This is a genomic window from Acetobacter fabarum, from assembly GCF_040702925.2.
In the GTDB taxonomy this organism is placed as follows: domain Bacteria; phylum Pseudomonadota; class Alphaproteobacteria; order Acetobacterales; family Acetobacteraceae; genus Acetobacter; species Acetobacter fabarum_B.
In genome coordinates this window covers 1-275 of sequence record NZ_JBFCXX020000079.1, presented here as the reverse complement: position 1 = coordinate 275, position 275 = coordinate 1, and the positions used below count along the sequence as shown (strand labels likewise).

Here is a 275-nt window from a genome sequence, read left to right as displayed (position 1 = left end):
GGCTACAAGAATCATCTGAGCTTCGAAGTCAGCGGCACCCTAGGCACCCTGGCGTTCGATCAGGAGCGCCTGAACGAGCTACGCCTGTGTCGCGCCGGCCAAGGCGGCTTCCAGCGTTTACTGGCCGGACCGGACTTGCCCGGCTACGCCGCATTCAGCCCGGCGCCTGGGCATCAGCTGGGCTACAACGAGCTGAAGACGCTGGAAGTGCATGAGCTGATCATGGCTCTGGCCGGGAATGGACAAACCGGGACTGATTTCGCGGAGGCGTTTGA

General features: G+C 62.5%; 1 pseudogene. It reads left to right on the top strand.

Going from position 1 to position 275, the window contains the following annotated elements:
* A pseudogene (locus AB2L51_RS15165) lies at positions 1-275 on the top strand (gfo/Idh/MocA family oxidoreductase); the annotation flags it as partial.